This is a genomic window from Mycobacterium parascrofulaceum ATCC BAA-614 (assembly GCF_000164135.1).
Taxonomy (GTDB): domain Bacteria; phylum Actinomycetota; class Actinomycetes; order Mycobacteriales; family Mycobacteriaceae; genus Mycobacterium; species Mycobacterium parascrofulaceum.
In genome coordinates this window covers 1000166-1004438 of the sequence record NZ_GG770553.1, presented here as the reverse complement: position 1 = coordinate 1004438, position 4273 = coordinate 1000166, and the positions used below count along the sequence as shown (strand labels likewise).

Here is a 4273-nt window from a genome sequence, read left to right as displayed (position 1 = left end):
CCCGCCCCGGGGCGCCCCCGAACCAGCGCGCGCAGCGGCCCGGCGGTCCGCTCGGCGATGGCCGTGACGCGCGGGTCGGCGTGGCCGGCGGCGAAGCGCGCCAGCTCGTCGACGAATGCCTGGTGTCCTTGTCCCCTCATCGTCTCCTCATGTCTCGCGTTCGGTTCGATGGATCCGACCCGGGGGCCGGTCGGGTCCCACCGAATGGTGGCACTTGCGTCACTTTGATGCGAGCCACCGTTTGACTGTTACCAGCTGAAGGCAACTGTTGGGTATCAATCTGGACCTGGGGCGGCTACATCACCGGTTTATGGGCCACCATGGACAAATGCATGCGCAACCCGGGGTGGGAGTGTGTCCGGGCGCGCCGGAGGAGGAGTCGGACGGCCGCCGCGACCAGCGCTACCTTCCGGCATCGACCTTTCGCTCCCGACGTTCCGCCCTTTCCGACGCCCAGCGGCAAACATGGGAACGGCTGTGGCCGCAGCTGGGGCTGTCGGTGGGCGCCCCGGCCGGCGAGGGCGCCGGCGAACCGCCGCTGGACACCCGCGCCTGGTTCGGCCGCCACGCGCCGCTGGTGCTCGAGATCGGTTGCGGCAGTGGCACGTCGACGCTGGCGATGGCCAAGGACGAGCCGGATATAGATGTGATCGCGGTGGAGATCTACAAGCGGGGGCTGGCGCAGTTGCTGTGCGCGATCGACCGCGAGCGCGTCGGCAACATCCGGCTGATCCGCGGGAACGCGCTCGACGTGCTGCAGCGGCTGATCGCGCCGGATTCGCTCACCGGGGTCCGCGTCTTCTTTCCCGATCCCTGGCCGAAGGCCCGTCACCACAAGCGCCGGTTTCTGCAGCCGGGCACGATTGGCCTGATCGTCGACCGGTTACTCCCCGGTGGTGTCCTCCATGTGGCAACGGACCACGCCGGTTACGCCGAACACATCGCTGAGGTGGGCGACGCGGAGCCGCGGCTGTCCCGCGCCGACCCCGCCGGCGCCGGGCTGCCGATGTCGGTGGTGCGGCCGACCACCAAGTACGAGACCAAGGCCCACGAGGCGGGCAGCGCGGTGACCGAATTCATCTGGCTACGACACGAGTAGGCGATGACCATGAGCCTGGCGGAACAACAGACCGCAGCAGCAGACCCCTTCGAGTCACCCGCCGGGTTGTCCGACGACGCGCTGGGCGGCTTCTCACCGCCGGGCGGCCGCGTCCTGCTGGTCTGGGACGCGCCCAACCTCGACATGGGGCTCGGCTCGATCCTGGGCCGCCGCCCGACCGCGCTGGAGCGGCCGCGGTTCGACGCCCTGGGCCGCTGGCTGCTGGGGCGCACCGCCGAGGTCAGCGCCGGCCGGCCGGGCGTGGTCGTCGAACCCGAGGCCACCGTCTTCACCAACATCGCGCCGGGCAGCGCCGACGTCGTCCGGCCCTGGGTGGACGCCCTGCGCAACGTCGGGTTCGCGGTATTCGCCAAACCGAAGATCGACGAGGACAGCGACGTCGACCGCGACATGCTCGCCCACATCGAGCTGCGGCGCAGCGAGGGGCTGGCGGCGCTCGTGGTGGCGTCGGCCGACGGGCAGGCGTTTCGCGAGCCGCTGGAGGAAATTTCGCGCACCGGAGTAGCCGTCCAGGTCATCGGATTTCGCGAACACGCGAGTTGGGCGCTAGCGTCGGATACCTTGGACTTCGTCGACCTGGAGGACATCAACGGTGTGTTCCGGGAGCCGCTGCCGCGAATCGGCCTAGATTCGCTGCCTGACCAGGGAGCATGGCTGCAGCCGTTCAGGCCGCTGTCCGCGCTGTTGACCGCGCGTGTGTGACACTGGCTTGAAAAACCGAAACGTCCCATGCGGGTCGTCAACGATCCAGTAAGGAGCTTGCGTGTTCGCCTGGTGGGGTCGAACTGTGTACCGCTATCGGTACATCGTGATCGGGGTCACGGTAGCTCTGTGCCTGCTGGGTGGGTTGTTCGGGATGAGCCTCGGCAAGCATGTCACACAGAGCGGCTTCTACGACGAGGGCAGTCAATCCGTGAAGGCCTCGGTGCTGGGCGACCAGACCTACGGCCGCGACCGCACCAGCCACATCGTCGCCACCTTCACCGCGCCCAGCGGAAAGACGGTCGACGACGCCGCGTGGCGCGACAAGATCGTCGGCCAGCTCAACAAGTTCAAGGCCGACCATCCTGACCAGGTCGTCGGCTGGGCCGGCTGGCTGGCCGCCCCCGACAGCACGAACCCCCTGATCAAGGGCATGGTCAGCGGGGACAGGAAGCACACCTTCGTGTCCATCCCGCTCAAGGGCGACGACGACGACAGCATCCTGAACAACTACAAGGACATCGCGCCCGACCTGCAGAAGCTCGACGGCGGCACCGTGCAGCTGGCCGGCCTCGAGCCGATCGCGAACGCCCTGACCGGCACCATCGCCACCGACCAGCGCCGCATGGAGGTCCTTGCGGTCCCGATGGTGGCGGTGGTCCTGTTCCTGGTCTTCGGTGGTGCGGTCGCCGCGGGCCTGCCGGCCATCGTGGGTGGGCTCAGCATCGCGGGCTCGCTGGGCATCCTGCGGCTGGTCGCCGTGTTCGGGCCGGTGCACTATTTCGCCCAGCCCGTGGTGTCGCTGATCGGCCTGGGTATCGCGATCGACTACGGGCTCTTCGTGGTGAGCCGGTTCCGGGAGGAGATCGCCGAGGGTTACGACACCGAGACCGCCGTGCGGCGCACCGTGATGACGGCCGGGCGCACCGTGACGTTCTCGGCGGTGCTGATCATCGCGTCGAGCGCCAGCCTGTTGGTGCTGCCGCAGGGCTTCGTGCACTCGCTGACCTACGCGATCTTCGCCGCGGTGGGCCTCGCCGCGCTGCTGTCGATCACGTTCCTGCCGGCCTGCCTGGGCATCCTCGGCCGCCACGTCGACGCGCTGGGCGTGCGGACCGCGTTCCGGGTACCGTTCCTGCGCAATTGGAAGTACTCGCGCGCCTACCTCAACTGGCTCGCCGACCGACTGCAGAAGACCAAGACCCGCGAAGAGGTCGAGGCCGGTTTCTGGGGCAAGCTCGTCAACTGGGTGATGAAGCGGCCGCTGGCGTTCGCCATCCCGATCGCCGTCGGCATGATCCTGCTGGTCATCCCGCTGGGCAACCTGTCGTTCGGCGGCATGAGCGAGAAGTACCTGCCGCCGACCAACCCCGTGCGCCAGGCGCAGGAACACTTCGACAAGCTCTTCCCCGGCTACCGCACCGAACAGCTGACGATGGTGATCCAGAGCACCAATCACAGCAAGGTCACCGACCAACAGGTCGCCGACATCCGCAACCGGATCTCCTCGATCGGCGGGTTCACCGACAAGACCTGGGAGGAGCGGCCGTGCCCGACCATCGCCGGCAACCCCTGCGTCGCCGGACCGAACGGCACCACGGTGCCCAAGGACGGCTCGGTGCGCGTGATCCAGAACGGCCTGGTCAATAAGAACGACGCCGCCAAGAAGATCAGCGAACTCCGGGCGATCAGCCCACCGAAGGGCCTCAACCTCTATGTCGGCGGCACCCCGGCCCTGGAGCAGGACAGCATCCACAGCCTGTTCGACAAGGCTCCGTTGATGCTGGTGCTGCTGCTGGGCGCCACGCTGCTGCTGATGTTCCTGGCGTTCGGGTCGGTGGTTTTGCCGGTCAAGGCGGTGCTGATGAGCGCGCTGACGCTCGGGTCGACGATGGGCATCCTGACGTGGATCTTCGTCGACGGCCATTTGTCGGGCGTGCTCAACTTCACGCCCACCCCGCTGATGGTGGTGGTGATCGCGCTGGTGGTCGCGGTGGGCTTCGGCCTGGCCACCGACTACGAGGTGTTCCTGGTGTCCCGCATGGTGGAGGCGCGCGAACGCGGCATGTCGACCGCCGAGGCCATCCGGATCGGCACCGCGACCACCGGGCGCCTGATCACGGCCGCCGCGCTGGTGCTGGCCGTGGTGGCCAGCTCGTTCGTGTTCTCCGACCTCGTGCTGATGAAATACCTGGCGTTCGGCCTGATGGCGGCGCTGCTGCTGGACGCGACCGTGGTCCGCATGTTCCTGGTGCCGTCGGTGATGAAGCTGCTCGGCGACGACTGCTGGTGGGCCCCGCGCTGGGCCCGGCGGCTGCAGAACCGGATCGGGCTGGGCGAGATCGACCTGCCCGACGAGCGCAAGCGGCCGACCCTCAACGGCCGGCCCGCGCGGCCCCCGGTGGCGGCCAGCCTGGCCGCCGCCCCGCCACGCCCGCCGCACGACCCCAC

Annotated in this window: 3 protein-coding genes; all 3 read left to right on the top strand. The window is 68.6% G+C overall.

Annotated features, from left to right (window positions below; genetic code table 11):
• Positions 1-310: 310 nt before the first annotated feature.
• Positions 311-1099, top strand: coding sequence for a tRNA (guanosine(46)-N7)-methyltransferase TrmB (trmB, locus tag HMPREF0591_RS04790; RefSeq protein ID WP_170826074.1), 789 nt, complete (start codon positions 311-313; stop codon positions 1097-1099).
• A gap of 3 nt (positions 1100-1102) precedes the next feature.
• A complete protein-coding gene (locus HMPREF0591_RS04785) occupies positions 1103-1822 on the top strand; it encodes an NYN domain-containing protein (protein WP_007167300.1) in 720 nt (239 codons plus the stop codon).
• Positions 1823-1883: 61 nt separating this feature from the next.
• The coding region (gene mmpL3, locus HMPREF0591_RS04780) for a trehalose monomycolate exporter MmpL3 (protein WP_040621840.1) at positions 1884-4273 on the top strand (2390 nt) is incomplete at its 3' end.